This window comes from Streptomyces sp. CWNU-52B (genome assembly GCF_047444975.1).
In the GTDB taxonomy this organism is placed as follows: Bacteria; Actinomycetota; Actinomycetes; order Streptomycetales; family Streptomycetaceae; genus Streptomyces.
The window spans coordinates 23,587-38,748 of sequence record NZ_JBLFJV010000035.1 but is presented as its reverse complement, the minus strand read 5'-3'; the positions used below and the strand labels follow the sequence as shown (position 1 = coordinate 38,748).

Here is a 15,162-nt window from a genome sequence, read left to right as displayed (position 1 = left end):
GAACAACACACACGCCCGTCGGCTCCGACGTGGCGCGGACATGCGGTCGAAGCCCAGTCGCTGGGCTCTTCGCAAGAGATTCACGGGGTGGGTCATGTCGGGCGAATTCGCTCAACTCGTCGTTGACGAGGCCATCTTTCACCTGGTCCCGACGCAAAAACGGAATGACCCGACACCGGCGCAGATCGAGTTCAGCGAGGCACCGTGCACGCTCAGCGAGGATGTGCGCGGCAAGATCCAGGCCAACTTCCGAGGCGTGCTCGCCAGGCATGGGCGCCCGGTCGTAGAGGAGCTCGAGACCAAGAAGTCGACCCTGCCGGACCGCGTCTACGAGTACCTCATCGAGCGGCATGACCTGGTGAGCGTCTCCACCGACCTCGCCGAGCTCCTCTTCGACAGCCAGAAGGGGAAGGGGAACAGCTCCGCAGGACTTCTGCTCGTTGCCTCGGCCCGGCTCGCCGGAAAGCGGGCGCTGCTCATCGTCAAGCTGGAGCAAGAGGGCGGGTTCCGGGCAGACGATGTGCTCGTCGACGGCAAACGCACCTTCGACATGAGCTACGTCACCAACCTCCTGATGACCGAGCACAACAAGGTCTACAAGGCCGGCCTGTTCTGCGCCGACGGCATTCCTGAAGACGGCCCCATTGAGGGATGGGCGGCTGACAAGCAACTGTCGGGCAAAATGGCGCAGTTCTGGCTTCAATCCTTCCTCGGATGCCGGCAGAAGGAGGACCCCAAGCGCCTCACCCAGAAATTCCACGAGGCAGCAGTCGACTGGGTCGACAAAAGAGTCGACGACCCCGAGAAGAGCGTCGACTACCTGATGGCTGTCCTGGTCGAACTGCGCTCCCACACCGCCACCCTGGATCCCACCGCCTTCGCGGCCGATCACCTCGACGACCCCTACGACCAGGACAGCTTCCTGGCCTATCTGGCCAGTAAGAGCGTTCCCACGAACATCTTCGACAAGGACATCGAGCGGGTCGCCCCCCGCCTGAGCGAGCTGCAGATCGGCTTCGCCAGCGGCATTTCCATCGTCGCCCCCGTCAAGCGGGTGCGTGAGGACATCAAGATCGAAGAACACCCCGACGGCACCTCCACGGTCACCGTCACAGGAAAGATCAACTCCACACGCAGTCACTACAGTGCACGCAAACCCGACACCCCGCACACAGACATCCAAACACCCGGACCGGACTCCACCGGGTGAGCGTCGTCAACGACGCCTTTCACCGGTACCAGGCGGAACTCCCCAACATCCGGAAGGCGGCACAGCTCACCGCGGCCCTCTTACGGCGCAAGACCGCCCGCGCCCACATCACCTGCGAAGTTGCCCACCGGGCGAAGGAGACCGGCAGCTTCGTCACCAAGGCGTATCACAAGGAATACCCCGACCCTTGGAACCAGATCACAGACAAGGCCGGCGTCCGCATCATCGTCCAGCACAAAGGCTTCCTCAACGAGGCCCTTGAGGTGGTCAAGGACAACCTGACACTGGTCGAAGACCCCCAGGACTACCGAGAACGAGACGACGTCGAGGGCCAGTACACGCTGCAGTACCCCCGCCTGCACGTCCAAGTCCTCGCCCCTGGCGACCTCAGGGACAGCGACGGCCGACCCTACGAGTGCGAGATCCAAATCCGCACCGAAGCCACGGACTTGTGGGCCCGCATGTCCCACCGACTGCTCTACAAAACAGGCGCCACCGACGTACCCCGCGATGTCAGTAGGTCGCTGTACCGTTTGATCGCCCTGGTCGAACTGTACGACCTCGAAGTCGAACGGGGGGTAGACGTCTTGGCACAGCACCCTGACTTCACCCGCACCAACCGACTCCTGGCCCAAGCAGAGTTCCTCTACCGCACGTTCACCGAGCACGAGTACCGGCGCGACCTGTCCGAAGACATCCTCGACGTCCTGATCGAAACCGTCGAACGCGAACCTGACTACCCCAACAAATTAGCCCAGTTCGCAGAGCAGCACCGCCAACAGCTTGAGGACGCCTACCGCGACTACGGCCCCACCAGCGAACTCTTCTTAACCCACGGCCGCTACGTACTGGCCAGCCAGCCAGAGAGCCTGATCATCTTCGAGCGCCTGAGTAGCGCAAAGATGCTGCTGCGAAGCGTTTGGGACGACGAATTACCCGAAACCATGCTTAGCGACATGGCAGAGATCTGGAGCGTTCACCTGTGACCCGACCGCCGCAGCCCGAACCCTCCACGGTCGTGGCCGCCACCGCCATGTTCGTCGAAGTCCTCGTCGTCGGCATCGGCTTCCTCACCGGACTAGGCATCCTGGCCGCGGCCATCGCCGGCCCCGACGACAGCCGACGCCTGGCTCCCGCGGCCGGCACGCCCCTTGCGGCCGGCGCAGCCCTCGCCTTCGCCTACGCACTGGGCATTCTGATCGACCGCGCCGCAGACACTGCCCTCACTCGCCCGCGACGGCGACTGCGAGCCCGGTCCTTCTCCACGTCCGCCGCCTACGCCCAGGCCCGCCTGAAACTTGCTGAGAGCCCTGCCCTGGTCGCTCGCGCCGACTACGCGCGCTCCCGCCTGCGGATCTGCCGCGGCTGGGTCCTCAACAGCATCCTGCTCACCCTGGCCACCGATCTCGCGCTGGCGCGATACTCCGTCGAACACTGCGCCCTCCTCGTCGCCACCGTCACCGTCCTGGGAGTTCTGGCCGCCGTCGGCTTCTACCTGTCGTGGCACACCATCACGACCACCGGCTACCGCAAACTGGCCCTACAGACCACGCCTGCCGCCCCGCCCGTGCCCTCTCAGCCACCGGCACCCGTGCCACAGAGCTCCTGACCTCCCGCCGGAACCCAAGATCCCGCATACCCAGCGAGGGCAGAGACGGCTGTGACAGCAAGGGAGAACTGACAGAATCGGATAACGCTTCCGCCCCTGGCCAGCCCGCGCACGTCCGGAGACTGCCATGCAACCGCCTACACCCCAGGCGCCCGATCACCAGCCACCGACGACCGGGGACCTACGCGGTCTGGGGCTTGAGCTACCGTCACGCGGCGCACGGCACAAACCTCTCCCTCTGCAGGAGCCCCCACTGCCGCTGGAATCGGTCGACTGCTCACTGCGCTCCCTCAGCGCTACACGTGGCCGTCGGCGACGGCTGGGCGCCAGCGTAATAGCCGCAGTGCGGCCGCCTCCGACGAACACGTACCGCGCATCCGGGCCCGGCACGGACGCCGGTCAGGCCCGCGCAACCCGCCAGGAACGCTGCCCGTGACCGGCAAAACCAGCAGGCAGACCCCTCCATCCGGAAAGACGGGTATTCACCCCCGAAACCATCGGGAAAGGAGTCCGTCTCACCTCGCACGCGACCGCTGCTTGACAATGAAGCAGAAATCCCTACACTCATTTCCACCGCCCGACTGAAGCGCCTGAAGCGCCACCCAGGAAAACGGATCCGGTCATTCCAGAAGCGGCGTACCCCCTTTACTTAGCCCTGTGGGGTCTGCTAAGATATAAACATGCACCAAGGGAAGTTCGACGCACCGCAAGCATGAATGCGGGTAATTGCTGTGCCCGGATTGAGGGACAGACTCAATCCGGGCTTCGTTGTGCTCGCAGTCGTCAAGCTTAGGAAGTGATGAAACCAGTTGAAACTAACGAGAGGAACGAGTCATGGGAACGTGCAGGGTGGGGCGCAATGAGGTCACCACGAGCAGGAAGAACCGCTCTGAACAGGTGGAATGCCAATGGCGTGGTGCAGTCGAGGGCCGCTGGAGGGAGCTGCTGAACAAGAAGGGATGGTCTGCGCGCATGCGCCTTGAAGGGATGAAGCAGAAGACTTTGAAGTTCCGTATCGTTCTGGGCTTGGTGGGTCTTTGCCTTATGCTCCTTGCTGCTTGCGTTGGTATTGAATTTCATGCGAATTTCACCTCCGGAAGGGAAAGGTGTGAAGTGAGTCAGCAGGGGACTTCTTGTCAGCGGGACTTCTATTCCCTTGAGGTCGATACAGGCCGCTAATGAAAAACCTGCACATTGTTATTGTGATACCGAGCCCGGCTCGGTAATTTTTTTGCCCTAAAATAGTTCGGTTTCCTTTCCGGGTATGTCGGCCGGTGCTCTGTGAGACCTGCCGGCACCCGGTGACAGGGCGGGCAGGCACGGGCAGCGGGGGCGACCCCCTTCGTCCACGGCGTCCCGCACACCAGGTGCCTGCAGCGGCGCACACCAGGCTTTCGGGCGCTTTGGCTCCTTGACCCGCCACGCCGTGGAAGGCCCGCCCCGCTGCCGTCCCGCCGCCGCGCCGCCGGCGGATGACCGCGCCCATCATGGCCCCTTGCGCGCTGCGGTGCGGCGCGGCCCTGCCCCGTCCGCTGCCGCACCCCTCACGGCCCTCGCGCGGTGCAGAGCGATGCGAGGCTGCCGCTGCCGGGGCGGACAGCCCCCGGCCCGCACGAAGAGATACACGGAAGGAATCATGTATGCAGGCAACGCTTTTTTATGCGTTCAGCGCATAAGCGGGGTAGGGTGTGGGGTGTGAAGATGTCCTTGGCGGAGCGGGTGGGGATCACGGTGGCGGCGCTGATGCACGCCACCCAGGAGTCGCAGGCGCAACTGGCCCAGGCGCTCGGGGTCTCGCAGGCCCAGGTGAGCCGCCGTCAGGCCGGCAGCGCGTCGTGGAGCCTGGACGACTGCGACGCGCTGGCCGAGCACTACGGCATCGACGTGCTGGATCTGCTGGCGGGCCCGAGCCGGGCGTGCGAGCAACTGCCCGATGCGCGCCGCACCGCAGGACAGCAGCAAGGTGCGCACGCGCCGGGAAGGAAGCGGTGATGACCCACTTCGACGCGGTGGACGCGCTGCTGGCCGCGGCCGGTCCGGAGGCCGAACTGCCCCCGGCCCAGCAGCGCCGGACCTTGCGCGAGGCGCTGCATCTCTCCCGCGCGCAGGTGGCCCGCGCGCTGGACGTCAGCCCCTCCACGGTCGCCGGCTGGGAGAGCGGCCGCGACCCGGGCGGCGAAGTCCGCGGCCGGTACGCCTACTTCCTCAAGGGCGCCCAGGACAAACTCGCCTCCCTCGCCGCCGATGCCGCCAGCAAACCCGAACCCGAACCCGGGGCTGACGCCGGTGCCCCACCGGCTGCCGCACCGCACGAGGGCGAGGGGCAGGCACCGGCCGGGCCGGAAGCCGACGAGGTCGAGGCCCTGGCCGTGCCCCGCCCGTGCGTGCTGTGCGGACACGACGCACGCCACCAGGTCGCCGGATACCCCCAGCACCTGGACCCCGCCGAATGCACCGCACCCACCCCCGCACCTGCCCCCACCCCCGCACCTACGCCTGGCGCCCCGGTGCCCCCGGCGCGAGCGGCTGTCCCCGGCCGGACGACCCGTGCGGCGGCCCGCTCTGCCGCACCCGTCAAGACGGTGCGCCGCGGCGGCCGGGTACAGACGGCCGCCGACGTGCCCGACCTCATCGCGGACGCCGTCACCACCGCCCTGGCCGAACACCAAGGAGACATCGAGGCCGCCACCGCAGCCCTGGTCAAGCAGGCCATCCCGAACGCGATGACCCTGCTGGACCACACCCGCAAGGGCGGCCGCTACGACGTCGTCGCCCACCCGTGGCTGCCCGACATCCTGCACAAGCAGTCCGCCAAGGGCGCCGACCAGATCTGGGAGGCCCGCCCCAAGTGGACCCGCCCCCACCTGCCCGCCGGCGAGCACGCGGTCACGGCGCTGGACATCAACGGCGCCTACCTGTCGGCCCTCAAGACCCACCTGCCGCTCGGACAGCTCGAACACTCCGAAGGCAATGTCCACGACCGGCGCCGCGCCGGAGTCCACCTGATCACCCCGCCCGCCTGGAACCACCACACCATCCTGCCCAACCCGCTCGGCGACCGCGACGAAGACGGCCCGCTGTGGGTCACCGAACCCACCCTGCGCCTCCTGCTGCGCCTGTCCGGCCCCAACTACGGGCTGTGCCAGGCGCCGGTGATCCACGAGTCGTTCACCTCGGGGGCGACCGAGAGCCTGCTGGAGAAGTTCCGCATCACCCTCAAGGACGCCCGCGACCAGGCGATCGCCGCCGCCGACACGGTCACCGGCGAGTACGTGAAGGCCATGTACTCCAAGTTCGTCTCCACCATGGGGGAGTCCACTTACAACCGGGAGCTCAACCGGCCCGACTGGATGCACCTGATCCGCTCGCAGGCCTTCGCCAACCTGTGGATCAAGGCCTACAAGGCCCACAGCGAGGACCTGAGCGTGGTCAGCGTCCAGGGCACCGACGAACTGCACGTCATCGGCGACTGGCGCCGCGTCTTCACCGAAGGCCGCGGCGTCACCGAGGTCAAGGTCAAGGACACCTACACCGCAGGCACCGCCCCGGCCTCCGGCCAACCGCCCACCCACTAGGCAAGGAGCACGAGCAGCGCATGCCCGAGCGCACCATCGACTTCGGCAAGTACGGCGCCAGGGGCGTCAAAGGCCACGAACTGGTGGCCCGCCGGCTGGACTCCTACGTCACCTACCTCACCACCCCCCTCACCACCGAGCGGGGCCTGCTCGCCCGCCTGCACTACCTCACCCGCACCGACCACGCCCGCCGCGCCGCCCGCGCCGCGGGCCTGAGCGTCACCGACGCCACCTTGAACGCCTGGCTCAAGGGCGAGCGCCGCCCCCTGAAGAAGAACCTCGCCGCCATCGAGGACGCCTACCGCACCGTGCGCCGCGCCAACGTCGCCCGCTACCTGCTGACGCGCCTCAACCGCGAGGGCCGCGGCACCCGCGTGGAGATCCACCCCCTCAACCAGTCCCTCGTCTCCCGCCCCCTGCAGCGGACCCTGGAGCACCGCACCCTCAACGTCCGCAACTGGGACCGCATCATCGACGCCTGGGCCGCCGCCAACGACCGAGCCCTGGACGACGCCTGGATCGAAAAGATCGTCGACCTCGGCTCCCAGTGGGGCCAGTACGAGTACTGCACCAGCATCGGCTTCGCCGCCTGAGGCGTGTTCCACAACCGGGGACCTGTCCCGCGTCGAACCCTCTGGACCTGCGATGCACCGAGATGCCAGCATGGCCCGTGTGTAGCGCAGCGGTCAGAGCACCGTTAGGCAGGCCCTCACCGGTAGAGCACGGTGGTTACGGCCGACGCCGATCGGAGGTCGCGGGTTCGAATCCCGCCACACCGCCCCCCGGATCGCAGATCGGCGACTGCTGCGGCGGTCGCGGACCGGTGAACGGCGCGCACCAGCAAGAGCCGGATCGCTGCGCCGGGCAGGTCAGGCGCGCCGGGTGATCTTCCGCAGGAGGGACTGCGGTTTCAGGCCGCGCTGCACCGACAGCAGATAGGCCGCGGCCGGTTTCGCGTCCTTGAGGCTTTTGACCTGCTGTTTGTGCGTGTGACGGGCGTTCATGAAGCCGAGGGCCGCTCCGGCTGCCGCACCCGTCACGGGCTGGCCGAGGAAGCCGCCTGCGGCCGTACCGGCCAGGCTCATCAGGGCGGGCACCTCGAATTTCACGTTGGCCAGGCCGAACGCCGTACTCATGCCCTGGGCCTTCATCGCCTCCCGCAAGGCCTGCAGGGGAAGATCGAAACGGCCCTCGACCGCCATTCGCACATCGCGCACGAGCGTCTCCTCCAGCCTTTCCTCGGTCAGCGTCTGCCGCAGCTCCTCCACGGTCTGCGTCACGACGGCGTTGAACGCGGCGAACTCCGCGCGGTGCTCCTGGCGCAGCTTGACGATCTTCTCGACCGGTACGTTGTCCAGCCCGGCCGGCACGGCCAGCCGGATGGCCAGCAGCCCCACCGCATCGGTGAGGCCATCAGGCCCAGCGGCCGCTGCCGCGCCCGGGACATCGAGCAGACTCTGGGCGACGCGGTCCGCATCCCAGCCGTCCGACGCCAGGTGCGCATCCGGCTGGTCGGTTGTGGGCGTGTACCGGCCCTGACGCGCGAGGACCTCGACGAACGCGCACTTGTAGACCCAGGCGAGTCGGGCGTCCATCGCCATCCAGCGCCCGTACGCCAGGGACTGCCGCTCCCGCAGTCCAGGTCTGCGCCGTATATCGGCTGCCAGCCCGCACTCCAGGAGTACCTCGCGCAGCTCGGGGGTGAACTCCTCCTCATAGGAGGCGGCAACGCCCGCCCGCGCGGGCAGCCCGCTGTGGGTGTGCCCCGCCGTAGGTCCCAGCGCGAGCGGCGGCGCAGGAGTGAAGGGGTCCCGCGCGCGGCGGTCCCAGTCGTCCCACGCCGGCGACACCCCGTATCCGGCAGCGCGCAGGGCACTGCCGTGACGGGCAACAACGTCGAGGAACAGGGGCGCCACCTGCCGGGCGGTCTGCGCCGGGTCCACCGGCGTGATGAAGTCGAACTCCTCGCACAGCACCCGGGCGGTCCGCGAGTCCGCCAGGCGATAGTCCTGCGGCACGACGCGCGCCAGCTCCCGCCAGTACAGCGCGGCCGTCTTCAGCCACCGCTCGTCACGGAAGTGGATGAACGGGTAGTACAGCCCCACCTGCGCCAGCATGACAACTCCTGACCGACGGCCGCCCCCTCGGCAACCCCGCCAGGAAACCGTAGTAGACCCCGGCACCACCAGTGCCCACAACCACACGGCCAACACGACGCAGTCGACGGCCCGTTCGGCCGCGCAAGGCCGCCGGGAATCTGACGCCTGTCCGATGCCGAAAGATCAGCAGGTGCGGAAACCGCAGCATCCGCCTGCCCTCACCGTCCCGGCGCGGTGCGCGGACCCGCACCGCGCCGGACCCCGTCCGTAGGCCAGGATGGACTCCCTTGCCTCTTCCGTGCCGGACGCCGAGGAAAACGCGCGATGACCTCCCAGCCCACTACCGACGAGCACCCCGCGCGCCTGGTCCTGCGCGCGGATCAGCAGCAGGGCCTCCTGCAGACGGTGCGTCACCTGCGCCGCCCACGCACTCGCGGGCACACCGTCTCCGCGTGCGGCACCGGCAAGACCCTCTACGCGCTGCGGGTCGCCGAGGAACTGGGCATCGGCCACCTCGCGGTGGCGGTGCCCAGCCTGGACCTGGTCACCCAGTGGGCGGCGGCCGCCCGCGCCGATGGCCGCCGCGAGCCGATGATCACCGTCTCCTCGCTGCGCGCCTCCTCCCACCCCCAGCTCGCGCAGGCCGCTGTGGATTCCACCAACGCGGGGGAGTACCTGGCCTACTGGCTGAACCGCCACCCCACAGCGACGGTGTTCTTCACCTACGACTCGCTGTCCAAGATCGAAGAGGCCCAGCACTCCGCGCACTTCCCCGCCCCCGTCTTCGGCCTGCTGATCGTGGACGAGGCCCACGCCACCGCGGGCACCTGGGAGAAGAACTGGACCGCGCTGCACGACAACGCGCGCATCCCCGCCGAGCGCCGCCTCTACCTCACCGCCACCCCCTACGTGTGGGAGGCCCCCCGCCTGGCCGAGGCGCCCACCGGCGGGGCGCAGCCCAAACGCACCGCTGCCACCGCACCGGCCTGGGAGGACCCGGCGCTGCTGGCGACCATGGACCAGCCGAAAATCTTCGGCCCCCGCCTGCACACCTACTCCCACGCCCAGGCCATCGACGACGGCGTGCTGGCCGACTACCAGCTCGTGGTCCCCACGATCACCGACACCGATCTGCGCGCCGCGCTCACCGATCCCGGCGCCGGGCCGAGCGCGCGGCGCACCACCGCCCTGCACCTGGCCGTCCTCAAGGCCATGCGCGAACACGACCTGCGCCACGTGTTCGTCTACTTCCAGCAGATCGCCGACGCATCTGATTTCGCCCGCCAGTTCGCCCACACTTTGCGCACCCTGCCCGCCGACCTGCGCCCGCCCTGGGCAGACGAGGTGGTGGTGCAGTCCATCGACGGCACCTTCAACGCCCGCCGCCGCGCGAACACCATCGCCCGCTTCACCGACGCGCCCCGCGGGGTGCTGGCCAACGCCAAGATCCTCGGCGAGGGCGTCGACCTGCCGGCCGTCGACGCCGTCGTCTTCGCCGACCGCACCGCCAGCGTGCGCCGCATCGTCCAGGCCCTGGGCCGGGCCCTGCGCAAACCCCCCACCCAGCACACCAAGACGGCCAGCCTGATCATCCCCGCCTACATCCCGCCCGGCGCCGACCCCACCGACCTCCTCGGCACCCCCTATGAAGCCCTGTGGCTGGTCACCGCCGCCCTGCGCCACCACGACCAGACGATTGCCGCCCGCGCCCCCCGGACCAAGAACCAGCACCCCGCCCGCGACTCCCACACCTACATCACCCGCCGCTTCCGCTTCGACCACACCCTCGATCCCACCTCCCTCGCCCGCGCCCTGGACCTGCTGGTGTGGCCCTCCCACGGCGCCGTCCTGTCCGCACCGCGCCGCGCAGGCCTTGCCGCCGCCGTCCGCTACCGGGCCGAACACGGCCACCTGCGGGTACCGGCCGACTACGAGGACGCCTACGGCTACAAGCTCGGCACGTTCATCACCGGCCAGCGCACCGCCCACCAGGCCGGCGCCCTCGACCAGCCCTGGATCGCCGAACTCGAGGAACTCGGCATGATCTGGGACGACCACGACGCCACCTGGCAGGGCCACCTGGCCACGGTTGAGGCCTACCACGCCGAGCACGGCCACCTCGCCGTCCCCGCCACCGCCCCCGGCGGCCAGTTCCTCGCCGACCAGCGCGCCCTATCCCGCAAAGACCGCCTCGCGCCCGACCGCGAAGCGGCGCTCACCGCCCTGGACCCGCACTGGCGCCTCCCGCACGGCGGCGACTGGCACCGCAAATACCACCTGCTGCGCCGCCACCTCGAAGACGGCCACCACCCCAGCACCCTCACCCGCGACACCCTCGTCCACGGCGTGAAGGCGGGCGCCTGGCTGCACCGCCAGCTCACCATCTGGCCCCAACTCGAAGACGGCCAGCGCGACCTGCTCACCCGCATCGGCCTCACCCCCGACCGCATCCGCCTGAACGCGCAGCACGCCGCCGACGGGCCGCCCGTGCCGCGGCGGCGCACGTTCGCACAGACCGCCAAGATCCTGCAGCTGTTCGTCGAACGCTGGGGACGAACCCCCGGGGCCCGTGAGTGGATCGACGTCGACGGCGACCGCGTCATGATCGGCCCCTGGCTCGCCAAGGCCCGCACCAAGCGCAACTCCGGCCAACTCCCTGAGTCTCAAGCACAGTTGCTGGCACAGATCCTTCAGGAGGAACCGGCTGCGCCGCCAGCCGACACCACCACCGGATGACTGGGCTGCCCACTGGTGGTCACCGGCTGCCGGGGGCGGTGGACGGTCAGACCTCGATGCGCAGCCAGGTGTTGCCGGCGCGCAGCCACAGGGCTCCGTCGCGGCCCTGTCCGCAGCGCAGGACGAGCCGGCCGGGCACCCGCAGCCGCTGGCGGCCGGTGACGCTCCAGGTGGTGTCGTCGAGGCGGGCCCGGGTGAGCTCCAGGAACGGCTTGTTGTGCTCGCGGCGGGTGAGGACAGCCTGGTTGCCGCGCACGGCGAAGCCGTCCGGGTCGCGCACGGGGCTGCGGTAGCTGGACACGGCACCGGTGGAGGGGGTAATCCGAGTGAGGAAGGTGCCGCCCGTGCTGCTGCCGGAGTACCACACGAGCCACACCCCTTCGCCCTCGGTCGCCGCGGTGCAGCCCTCCAGCGGATGGTCGGGCAGCCGCCCCTGCGGGGCCCAGACGGGCTGGCCCTTCAGGTTCCAGCCCGCAAGCCCCGCCGCCGACTCGTCGTGATCGCCGTAGATGCCCTCGTCGCCATAGGCCGTCCAGATGTTCCCGCCGGCGTCGGTGACCAGGGCGGGGATGTCATCCCCGACGCAGAACTCGGCATCAGGGGTGCCCGAGGGGGAGAACAGCACCGCATTGGGTTTCCACGGATCCCCGGTCGCGCTCCGGGACGTACGGCTGCTCACCAGCAAGAACCTGCGATCCGGCAGCAGGGCCAGATGGGAGGGCCGCATCCGGATGTCCTTCACCGCGATGCGCTGTTCCTCGTGGCCCTTGATGATGACCAGCTCGGCGGTGAACGGAAGGTCGGGCCTCAATCCGAGCCACCCCCTGGGGTAGCGGCTGCGGTGAAGGAAGCGCCGGCTGACCAGCAGGACCGCTAGCTCACCGCCGGACCCCACACTCCACCACAGGGCCCGGCGCCCGCGCAGGAAGTCCGCGGCGGGCAGCCGCCACACGTGGTGTATCGAGGCATCAGAACGTGCAGGTGTGAAGCGCAGGTTCACCGGCAGCCGTCTCTGGGACTCCGGGAGCCATGCTGCCCGAAGAGCGCCACCTTACCGGCCCTCCGCACGGCGCCCAGGGAGGGCCCCAGCCCTTGGGCGGGGGCCCGCGTCAGGGGGCGGCACCGTGCGGCCGGGCGCCGGGTGGGGGAGGGGGTGGGCCGGTAGGCGGTGTGGACGTCTGCGAGGGCGTGCTGCCAGGCCCTTTGGGCGGCCGGTCCCTCGCCCGTGCGGGCCAGCTGTTTGTAAGCACTTCTTTGGGCTCCACCGCACGGACGGAAAGTGGCTCCACGGCGTAAGGAGTTGATCTGGCCCCACCCGACGTGAGGAGCCGTGCGCCATGCCCTCTTTGGAGTGAATGCACTGCTCCGTCCGCTGCGTGACGGCAGGGTTTGTGAGTCGATCACGGTCTTGTCGGAGGCTGTGCTGGTTTGTTGTCACGGTCATGTCGGGAGGCCGGGATGGGTTTGTCGCGGGCGGAGCTGTATGCCGCGATCCGGAGGGACAAGCGTGTTGATCCGGAGGTGTCGCAGCGGACGTTGGGCGAGAAGTATGGGGTTCACCGCAGGACGGTTCGTCAGGCGTTGAATTCGGCTGTTCCGCCGCCGAGGAAGAAGCCGGTGCCGCGGGCTTCGGTGCTGGACCCGGCCAAGGGCTGGATCGACGCGATGTTGCGGGAGGACCTGGCCGCGCCGCGCAAGCAGAAGCACACCGCCCGCAGGATCTTCCAGCGCCTGGCCCAGGAGCACGGGTTCGACTTGGTGTCCTACTCGACCGTGTCCGACTACGTCGCGCTCCGCCGGCCGCAGATCCAGGTGGAGGACCAGGAGGGACGCCGTCACCTGGCGGGGGTGGTCCCGCAGGTCCATCTGCCGGGCGAGGAAGCGGAGGTGGACTTCGCGGACGTCTGGGTACGGCTGGCCGGTGAGGTCACCAAGTGCAACCTGTTCACGCTGCGGATGTCCTATTCGGGCAAGGCTGTCCACCGGGTCTATGCCTCGCAGGCCCAGGAGTCGTTCATGGAGGGCCATGTCGAGGCGTTCAACGTCCTGGGCGGTGTCCCATCCCGGCACATCCGCTACGACAACCTGAAGCCGGCGGTCAACCGGGTCTGCACCGGCCGCAGCCGGGTGGAGTCGGAGCGGTGGACGTCCTTCCGGTCGCACTATGGCTTCGACGCGTTCTACTGCATCCCGGGCCAGGAAGGCGCCCACGAGAAGGGCGGGGTCGAGCAGGAGGGCGGCCGGTTCCGCCGCACGCATCTGGTCCCCGTTCCCGACGTCGCCTCGCTGGAGGCCCTCAACGAACGGCTGAGGGAGATCGACGCGGAGGAGGACGAGCGGATGCTGTCCGGGCGGCTGACCAGCATCGGGTTCAATTTCGTCTCCGAGACCGATCTTCTGCTGCCGTTGCCGTTCGAGGAGTTCGAGTGCGGCATCACGCTGACGCCGAAGGTCGACCGCAGCAGCCGGATCACGGTCCGCCAGTGCCACTACTCGGTCCCGGCCCGCTTCATCGGCCAGAACGTGCGGGTCCTGCTGCGGGGCAACGAGCTGCTGGTGTTCGAGAAGCGGGAGATCGCCGCCCGTCATCCCCGGCTGACCAGGCGCGGGGAGTTCCGCGACGAGCTGGATCACTACCTGGAGATCCTGCTGGCCAAGCCGGGGGCCATGGCCGGGTCGACCGCGCTGGTCACCGCGCGGGAGAACGGCTCCTTCACCGAAGTGCACGAGGCGTTCTGGGCGGCGGCCCGATCGGCGCACGGCGACGCGGCCGGCACCAGGGCACTGATCGAGGTTCTGCTGCTGCACCGGCGCATGCCCGCGGCCTCCGTCCAACAGGGCATGGCCGCGGCGATCCGGGCGGGCGCCACCACCGCGGACGTGGTCGCCGTCGAAGCCCGCAAGGCGGCCGCTCTGGTCCCCGAACCGGCCGAGGACAGCGACGAGGAGACCGAGCCGCCGCCCTGGGCGGAGCCCAGCGGCGTGGTCTCCCTGACCGCCCGCAGGGCCCAGCTGCCCGAGGACAAGCGACCGTTGCCGACGGTCTCGCACTACGACCAGCTGCTGAAATGCCAACCGAAGGGGACCGCATGACCACGACCGAGACCGCCACCCAGATTCCTTCGCCCCGCCGCGACACCGGGCTGGAGGAGGCGGTCGACACGGCGATCGATGAGGCTTGCCGCACGCTCCACCTGCCCACGATCCGCAGCCGGGTCCAGGACATGGCCTCCGAGGCGATGCGCCAGCGCTCCAGCTACAAGGACTTCCTGGCCGACCTGCTGGAGGCCGAGTGCGCCGAGCGCGAGGAGAGGCGCAAGCTGCGGCTGGTCAGGGAAGCGAACTTCCCCAGGCCCAAGCGGCTGGAGGACTTCGCCTTCGAGGAAAACCCGAACATCACCCCCGAGCTCGTCGGCACCTTGTCGGACCCTGCCTGGGTCAGGGCGGGACAGCCGCTCTGCCTGATCGGTGACTCCGGCACCGGCAAGTCCCACCTGCTGATCGGGATCGGCACCGCCATGGCCGAGGCCGGGCTGAAAGTCCGCTACACGACCACGGTCAACCTGGTCAACGAGCTGGCCGAGGCCGCCGACGAGAAGAAGCTCTCGCGCACCATCGCCCGCTATGGTCGCGTTGACCTGCTCTGCCTGGACGAGTTCGGCTATCTCGACCTGGACAAGGCCGGGGCGAAGCTGCTGTTCCAGATCTTCACCGAGCGAGAGGAGCGACGCGCTATCGCGATCGCGTCGAACGCACCGTTCTCCGAGTGGAAGCAAACCTTCAGCGACCCCAGGCTCTGCACCGCGATCGTCGACCGTGTCACGTTCAACGCGCACATCGTCGAGACCGGCACCGAGTCCTACCGATTCACCCAGACCCAGCGCAAGCGGCGCCACAGCTGACCCTTGCCTCGATCCTCGGCAAGGCTGTGTC

At 68.8% G+C, this 15,162-nt stretch carries 11 protein-coding genes and 1 tRNA gene; 10 read left to right on the top strand and 2 right to left on the bottom strand.

Annotated elements, in window-relative coordinates:
• The first annotated feature begins 94 nt into the window (after window positions 1-94).
• The 7 genes from ACLVWQ_RS28475 to ACLVWQ_RS28445 all read left to right on the top strand — a co-directional run bounded on the left by ACLVWQ_RS28475 (window position 95) and on the right by ACLVWQ_RS28445 (window position 7,173).
• The gene (locus ACLVWQ_RS28475; RefSeq protein ID WP_414112068.1) at window positions 95-1,210 is read left to right on the top strand and encodes a nucleoid-associated protein; all 1,116 of its coding nucleotides are present in this window, start codon (window positions 95-97) and stop codon (window positions 1,208-1,210) included.
• Window positions 1,207-2,196, top strand: a complete 990-nt coding sequence (locus ACLVWQ_RS28470; RefSeq protein WP_414112067.1) for a hypothetical protein — start codon at window positions 1,207-1,209, stop codon at window positions 2,194-2,196. The genes ACLVWQ_RS28475 and ACLVWQ_RS28470 overlap by 4 nt, the downstream gene beginning before the upstream one ends.
• A complete protein-coding gene (locus ACLVWQ_RS28465; RefSeq protein WP_414112066.1) occupies window positions 2,193-2,819 on the top strand; it encodes a hypothetical protein in 627 nt (208 codons plus the stop codon). The genes ACLVWQ_RS28470 and ACLVWQ_RS28465 overlap by 4 nt, the downstream gene beginning before the upstream one ends.
• Window positions 2,820-4,514: 1,695 nt before the next feature.
• On the top strand, window positions 4,515-4,811 hold the full coding sequence (locus ACLVWQ_RS28460; RefSeq protein WP_383935071.1) for a helix-turn-helix domain-containing protein: 297 nt from the start codon (window positions 4,515-4,517) through the stop codon (window positions 4,809-4,811).
• Complete coding sequence (locus ACLVWQ_RS28455) at window positions 4,811-6,394, top strand: helix-turn-helix domain-containing protein (RefSeq protein ID WP_414112065.1); 1,584 nt, start codon at window positions 4,811-4,813, stop codon at window positions 6,392-6,394. The genes ACLVWQ_RS28460 and ACLVWQ_RS28455 overlap by 1 nt, the downstream gene beginning before the upstream one ends.
• A 20-nt stretch (window positions 6,395-6,414) precedes the next feature.
• Window positions 6,415-6,987 carry a transcriptional regulator gene (locus ACLVWQ_RS28450; RefSeq protein WP_414112064.1) on the top strand — a complete coding sequence of 191 codons (573 nt, stop codon included), beginning with the start codon at window positions 6,415-6,417 and terminating at the stop codon, window positions 6,985-6,987.
• 77 nt (window positions 6,988-7,064) lie between these two features.
• Window positions 7,065-7,173, top strand: a tRNA-OTHER gene (locus ACLVWQ_RS28445).
• A gap of 90 nt (window positions 7,174-7,263) precedes the next feature.
• On the opposite strand, the gene ACLVWQ_RS28440 is transcribed toward ACLVWQ_RS28445, so the two are convergent.
• The gene (locus ACLVWQ_RS28440) at window positions 7,264-8,511 is read right to left on the bottom strand and encodes a DUF6236 family protein (protein ID WP_414112063.1); all 1,248 of its coding nucleotides are present in this window, start codon (window positions 8,509-8,511) and stop codon (window positions 7,264-7,266) included.
• 306 nt (window positions 8,512-8,817) lie between these two features.
• On the opposite strand from ACLVWQ_RS28440, the gene ACLVWQ_RS28435 reads away from it, so the two are divergent.
• Entirely contained in the window at window positions 8,818-11,229 is a 2,412-nt protein-coding gene (locus ACLVWQ_RS28435; RefSeq protein ID WP_414112062.1) for a Helicase associated domain protein, read from the top strand.
• 46 nt (window positions 11,230-11,275) lie between these two features.
• Here the strand turns inward: ACLVWQ_RS28435 and ACLVWQ_RS28430 are convergent, their stop codons facing one another.
• On the bottom strand, window positions 11,276-12,181 hold the full coding sequence (locus ACLVWQ_RS28430; RefSeq protein ID WP_414112061.1) for a hypothetical protein: 906 nt from the start codon (window positions 12,179-12,181) through the stop codon (window positions 11,276-11,278).
• A gap of 506 nt (window positions 12,182-12,687) precedes the next feature.
• On the opposite strand from ACLVWQ_RS28430, the gene istA reads away from it, so the two are divergent.
• Window positions 12,688-14,322, top strand: a complete 1,635-nt coding sequence (istA, locus tag ACLVWQ_RS28425; RefSeq protein WP_414112060.1) for an IS21 family transposase — start codon at window positions 12,688-12,690, stop codon at window positions 14,320-14,322.
• The gene (gene istB, locus ACLVWQ_RS28420) at window positions 14,319-15,131 is read left to right on the top strand and encodes an IS21-like element helper ATPase IstB (RefSeq protein WP_414112059.1); all 813 of its coding nucleotides are present in this window, start codon (window positions 14,319-14,321) and stop codon (window positions 15,129-15,131) included. The genes istA and istB overlap by 4 nt, the downstream gene beginning before the upstream one ends.
• The last annotated feature ends 31 nt before the right edge of the window (window positions 15,132-15,162 follow it).

Coding starts and splice junctions, on each gene's coding strand:
- ACLVWQ_RS28475 (WP_414112068.1), top strand. CDS start 95: ATGTCGGGCGAATTCGCTCAACTCGTCGTTGACGAGGCCATCTTTCAC.
- ACLVWQ_RS28450 (WP_414112064.1), top strand. CDS start 6,415: ATGCCCGAGCGCACCATCGACTTCGGCAAGTACGGCGCCAGGGGCGTC.
- istB (WP_414112059.1), top strand. CDS start 14,319: ATGACCACGACCGAGACCGCCACCCAGATTCCTTCGCCCCGCCGCGAC.
- ACLVWQ_RS28435 (WP_414112062.1), top strand. CDS start 8,818: ATGACCTCCCAGCCCACTACCGACGAGCACCCCGCGCGCCTGGTCCTG.
- istA (WP_414112060.1), top strand. CDS start 12,688: ATGGGTTTGTCGCGGGCGGAGCTGTATGCCGCGATCCGGAGGGACAAG.
- ACLVWQ_RS28440 (WP_414112063.1), bottom strand. CDS start 8,511: ATGCTGGCGCAGGTGGGGCTGTACTACCCGTTCATCCACTTCCGTGAC.
- ACLVWQ_RS28455 (WP_414112065.1), top strand. CDS start 4,811: ATGACCCACTTCGACGCGGTGGACGCGCTGCTGGCCGCGGCCGGTCCG.